The sequence below is a fragment of the Candidatus Palauibacter scopulicola genome, from assembly GCF_947581915.1.
In the GTDB taxonomy this organism is placed as follows: Bacteria; Gemmatimonadota; Gemmatimonadetes; order Palauibacterales; family Palauibacteraceae; genus Palauibacter; species Palauibacter scopulicola.
The window spans coordinates 1-5,027 of the sequence record NZ_CANPWG010000061.1; the positions used below are offsets into that span (position 1 = coordinate 1).

Below are 5,027 nucleotides of genomic sequence, written 5' to 3' on the forward strand. Positions count from 1 at the left end.
GTGATACATCTAACAATACATCAACAACTTGCGAGTTTGCGGACGAGAACTAGCTAGGCCCTCGCGCGGCCGGCAACCCGCCGCTCGCTCTTGCGGCTATCCCCCGAACGCCTCGAAGAAGGCGAGTTCGTAGCGCATGGCCTCGGCGTAGACCTCCGCCGCCCGCTCCGGCATGTCGGCGGCCAGGTCGTCGAGCAACACTTCGAGGTCCCGGGCGAGGCGTTCGAACTCCGGGGCGCCGTACGTGTCGATCCACTCCGTGTACGGGCTCTCCCCGTAGTCGGTCGCACGCAACTGCTGCCCAAGCCAGGCGTACAACCGCATGCAGGGCGTCATCGCGGCCAGAGTCTCGCCCGCATCCGCGTTCCAGGCCGTCTCCGCGAGGAAATCCGTGTAGTCCTTCGCGGCGGCGTTGGGCGTGACGGACTCGAGATCGATTCGGAGCATCTCGGCGTAGTGGCGATGAAGTTCGAGTTCCTTAAGGACTCCCGCCATCAGAAAGACCAGGTTGTTCGCGACCTTCATCCGGTCGGCGGTGCGCGCGGCGACCAGCGCGTAGGCGCTGAAGAAGGCCCGCAGGAAGAAGGCGTCCTGGGCCACGTATCGCCGGAACTCCTCCTGATCCAGAGATCCGTCGCCGAGGCCGCGCACGAACGGGGAGCGCAGGCAGGCCTCGGCGAGGCCGGCGTTGCGGGCCCAGAGCACTCGGTGCAGCGGTTCTGCCATGCGTCTCGAGTCCTTTCGGCTAGCTGAACAGCGTGCCCACGGCTTCGGGCGGCGCGTGGAAGTGGAAGCGCGGGATCGGGGCGCGGAAGACGGACCCGTCGCGGCGCCGGAAGTGGTAGAACCCCTCCATGTGGCCCGTCGGACCTCGCAGGATGCAGAAGCTGTTGTAGCGGTGCGAATCCCCCGGTTTCAGCACCGGAGACTGCCCGACGACGCCCTCCCCCTCCACCTCGTGGTCGCCGGCCACGAGATCGTGGATGAGCCAGTGGCGCCAGAAGAGTTGCGCCGTCTCCGTTCCCACATTCTCGATCGTGATGTGGTACACGAAGACGTAGCGCCAAACTGCCGGGTCCGAGTGCTCGGCCACGTACTCCGGACGGACGCGGATGGCCATCGCGTCCGGGACGATGGGGGGAATGCCGTCATCGGGGGTGGTCTCGTGAGGGGCCATTCGGGCGGAGGATACACGGTTACCGTTGCGCGGGCCACGCCTCGCGCCGCAGAGTATCAGTGCATCGTTTTGTTCGGGCCGCACCCCCGGTTCGCGGACGACGGCCGGGCGACAGGGACTTGAGGGAGCATGGAGGAAGCGATGGATTCCCAGCACACGTTCTCACGCCGACACTTCGTGGGCGGCGCCGCCGCGGCCCTGGGCGTCGCGGGCCTGAACCCGACCGCGGTCATCGGCGCCGGACTCAGGCCGCCCCCGAAGGGCGTCGAGCCGCTCGACCCCTACGACGATCTCGCCAAGCTCTCCTCCAACGAGAACCCGTATGGGCCCTCGGAGAAGATGCTGGAGGCAATGAAGGGGGCCTGGAAGTACTCGAACCGGTACGGCTATCCCGACGGCGACATCCTCGAGAAGATCGCGGACTCGCACGGGGTCCCCACCGATCACGTGATGATCAACGCGGGCTCCGGCGAGACGCTGCGCGTGGCGGGCCTCGCCTTCCTGCGCCACGAGGAGAAGGTCGTCGGCGTGACGCCCACCTACCTCACCGTCTATCGCGTCGCCTCCGGGATCGACGCGGATGTGATCGAGCGCCCGCTCCTGCCCGACTACACGCAGGACATCGACGATCTCATCGAGGTCACGAACCGCAACTACCGCGATGTGGGCATGGTCTACATCTGCAATCCGAACAACCCCACCGGCGTCATCGTGCCGGGGGACGACATCCGGCGCCTGCTGGACGGGATTCCGGAGGACATCCCCGTCCTCATCGACGAGGCGTACCACCACTTCATCGAGGACCCGCGCTACGAGACGGCCATCCCCTACATCAAGGAGGGCCGCAAGGTGCTCGTGACGCGCACCTTCTCGAAGATCTACGGGCTGGCGGGCATGCGCCTCGGCTACGGGGTCGCGACGCCCGACATGATCGACGAGATGCGGGACTACGCGACGGGCAGCGTGAACGCGCTCGTGAAGTGGGGCGGCGTCGCCGCGCTCGAGGACAAGGAGTACGAGGCCTGGATCAAGGAGACCTCGAACACGCTCCGCGACCAGACCGCCGACGTCCTCAGGGGCCAGGGCTTCGAGGTGCTCCCGTCGGAGACCAACTTCTTCATGGTCCGCACGGGACGTCCGACGGCCGAGGTCAGGGCCGAGTTCCGCAAGCGCGAGGTGGCCGTCGGGCGCGACTTCCCGCCCATGCTCGACTGGCTGCGCGTCTCCGTGGGGACGGAAGACGAGATGAACCGCTTCCTGACGGCGTGGAACGAGATCTTCCCCGACGGCATGACCGCGGCGGACAGCAACAGCCGCTCGTAACGCTCGGCGCACTCACATGCCAGGAACACGCCAGGGACTCCCTGGGCCGCGCAGGCGTGGCGGGGCGATGTGGCTCGCGCTTGCGGGCACGATCCTGCAGCTGGCCGTCGCGGCGCCGGCCCGGGCCCAGGTGGACCCGATCGCCATCATCGATCGGGTGGACCGGCTGCAGCGCGGCGAGTCCAGCCGGGGCGTCGCGACGATGGAGATCGTGACCGAGCACTGGGAGCGGCGGATGACGATGGAGATCTGGTCGCTCGGCACGGACTATTCGCTCGTCCGCCTGCAGGCGCCGCGGAGGGAGGCCGGAACGGCGACTCTGAAGGCCGCCGAGGACATCTGGAACTACCTCCCCAAGGTCGATCGGACGATCAAGGTTCCCGCCTCGATGATGGGCGGATCGTGGATGGGATCGCACTTCACGAACGACGACCTGGTCAAGGACAGCAGGCTCGTCGAGGACTACGACATCGAACTCGTGTTCGACGGAGAGGATGCGGACGGCGTGGCTGTCTGGGACTTTCGCCTGACCCCCAAGCCGGAGGTGCCCGTCGTCTGGGGGCACATCGACTACCGGATCCGGCAGGCCGACGACATGCCGGTCCGGGCGGAGTTCTTCGACGAGGACGGCGAGCTGGCCAGAACCATAGAGCACGGCGACTACGCCGAGTTCAGCGGGCGGATCGTTCCCAGGGTCATGAACATGCACCCGGCGGACAAGCCGGACGAACGCACGACGATCCGCTACGAGGAGCTCGAGTTCGACATCGACGTCGATCCATCCTTCTTCTCGCTCCGGACCCTGCAGCGCGGGGGGTAGCGACGCGTGACGGGCCGGTTGTGGCGAATCGGGTGGCGCACCCTCGGTCGCAACCGGAAGCGAACAGTTCTCACCGCGCTCGGCCTCGGGGTCGGCTACTTCGCCGTGGTGTTCATGGTCGGATGGGCCGAGGGGGTCTCGACGGGACTCGTCGAGAACGCCACGTCGCTCGTCAGTGGACCGATCGAGATCCACGATGCCGACTACCGGCCCGAGCGCAGCCTGTACGAGACCATCGGCGGCCGCGAGGGTGACGACGTCGGGGAGATCCTGCGCACCATCGAGGCCGATCCATCGGTTGTGGCGGCCGCCCCGCGCGTGTACGCGAGCGGGCTCGTGAGCTCCGGCGAAGCGACACTGGCCGGCGTGCTGCTCGGCGTCGACCCCGAGCGCGAGGTGGCGCTGACCCGTTTTCTGGATCCCCTGGCAGCGGGCCGCCTGCCTGCCACCGGCCGCTACGAAGCCGTGGTGGGAGACGAGATGGCGCGGCAGCTCGAGCTGAGCGTCGGCGACGAACTCATCGTCGTGGCCTCGGCGGCGGACGGCTCGATGGGCAACGACCTGTACACGGTCACCGGCATCTTTCGGACCGGCCTGCTCGAGTTCGATGCCAGCACCATGGTCATGCCGGTCGCAGACCTCCAGACGCTCGTGGTCCTCGATCCGGATCGGGTCCACGAAATCGCGGTCAGCACTGACGATCCGTCGCAGGCCGACCTGACCGCGGCCCGCCTCGCAGCCGCCCTTGGGGCCCCGGAACGGGCGATGTCGGTCGCGTCATGGACGGAACTCAATCCCGTGCTTGCCCAGTATGTCGCGCTCGCCGATGCGACGTACTGGATCTTCATCGTCCTCATTTACTCGGTCGCCAGCTTCGGGATCGCCAACACGACGCTGATGGCCACCTTCGAACGCCGCCGCGAGTTCGCCGTCATGCTGGCGCTGGGTGCATCGCCGCGGTCCGTGGTCGGCACGGTGCTGTCCGAGGCGGTCGCGACCGGCGTCATGGGGCTGGCCCTCGGGACCGTCGTCACGGTGCCGCTGCTGGTCTGGTTCTCCACGGCGCCGCCCGACCTCTCATGGCTCTACGGAAGCCTCACCGTGGAGGGCGTCCTGCTGACGCCGAGTCTCCGCGTGGGGACCAACGTGCCGGCATGGACCTGGGCGACCATCGGCCTGATCGTCACGGCACTCGTCTCCGCCCTCTACCCGGCAATCCGTGCGGCGCGGGTGCCGCCTGCCGACACTCTGTCGGGCCTGTAGCCGTGCTCCCGCGCGTCCTGGTCCGGCTCGCCCTGAGGAACCTGCGCCGTCATCTGCGCCGCACGGTGCTGACCGCCTCGGCGATGATCGTGGGCGGCGCATTCCTGGTCTGGTCGATGACGATCGACGACGGCAGCCACGAGCAGTGGGTCGATTCCGGTGTGCGCATGGGGAGCGGACACGTGACCGTCGAGCGGCCCGAGTACCGGCTGCGCCGTCAGATCGACAACCGGCTGACGACGGACGTCCTCCGCGCCGCGCAGCAGGCGCTGGCCTCTCCGGAGATCGCGCCGCATGTCGTGTCCACGTCCGCCAGGCTCGGCATCAACGGGCTGGCGAGTTCGGCGGCCGGGGCGCGCCCGGCGCAGATCGTGGGGGTCGACCCCGTCGCCGAAGCGGGCTTCGGCATGATCGACGATGGGGTGATCGAAGGGCGCTACCTCG

5 protein-coding genes and 1 pseudogene are annotated in these 5,027 nt (G+C 68.0%); 4 read left to right on the forward strand and 2 right to left on the reverse strand.

The genetic code is table 11. From position 1 onward, the window contains the following. Window positions 1–96: 96 nt before the first annotated feature. Both RN743_RS12185 and apaG read right to left on the reverse strand, forming a co-directional pair. Window positions 97–726 carry a TenA family protein gene (locus RN743_RS12185; RefSeq protein ID WP_310780134.1) on the reverse strand — a complete coding sequence of 210 codons (630 nt, stop codon included), beginning with the start codon at window positions 724–726 and terminating at the stop codon, window positions 97–99. Window positions 727–745: 19 nt separating this feature from the next. After that, entirely contained in the window at window positions 746–1,177 is a 432-nt protein-coding gene (gene apaG, locus RN743_RS12190) for a Co2+/Mg2+ efflux protein ApaG (protein WP_310780136.1), read from the reverse strand. A 141-nt stretch (window positions 1,178–1,318) separates the two neighbouring features. On the opposite strand from apaG, the gene RN743_RS12195 reads away from it, so the two are divergent. The 4 genes and pseudogenes from RN743_RS12195 to RN743_RS12210 all read left to right on the forward strand — a co-directional run. Beyond that, window positions 1,319–2,500 carry an aminotransferase class I/II-fold pyridoxal phosphate-dependent enzyme gene (locus RN743_RS12195; RefSeq protein ID WP_310780139.1) on the forward strand — a complete coding sequence of 394 codons (1,182 nt, stop codon included), beginning with the start codon at window positions 1,319–1,321 and terminating at the stop codon, window positions 2,498–2,500. 67 nt (window positions 2,501–2,567) lie between these two features. Then, window positions 2,568–3,320 (forward strand): outer membrane lipoprotein-sorting protein, encoded by a 753-nt coding sequence (locus tag RN743_RS12200; protein WP_310780141.1) that lies wholly within the window; start codon window positions 2,568–2,570, stop codon window positions 3,318–3,320. Between the two features lie 6 nt (window positions 3,321–3,326). Beyond that, the gene (locus RN743_RS12205) at window positions 3,327–4,583 is read left to right on the forward strand and encodes an ABC transporter permease (RefSeq protein ID WP_310780142.1); all 1,257 of its coding nucleotides are present in this window, start codon (window positions 3,327–3,329) and stop codon (window positions 4,581–4,583) included. Window positions 4,584–4,585: 2 nt separating this feature from the next. Next, a pseudogene (locus tag RN743_RS12210) lies at window positions 4,586–5,027 on the forward strand (hypothetical protein); the annotation flags it as partial.

Coding starts and splice junctions, on each gene's coding strand:
- RN743_RS12185 (WP_310780134.1), bottom strand. CDS start 726: ATGGCAGAACCGCTGCACCGAGTGCTCTGGGCCCGCAACGCCGGCCTC.
- RN743_RS12195 (WP_310780139.1), top strand. CDS start 1,319: ATGGATTCCCAGCACACGTTCTCACGCCGACACTTCGTGGGCGGCGCC.
- RN743_RS12200 (WP_310780141.1), top strand. CDS start 2,568: ATGTGGCTCGCGCTTGCGGGCACGATCCTGCAGCTGGCCGTCGCGGCG.
- apaG (WP_310780136.1), bottom strand. CDS start 1,177: ATGGCCCCTCACGAGACCACCCCCGATGACGGCATTCCCCCCATCGTC.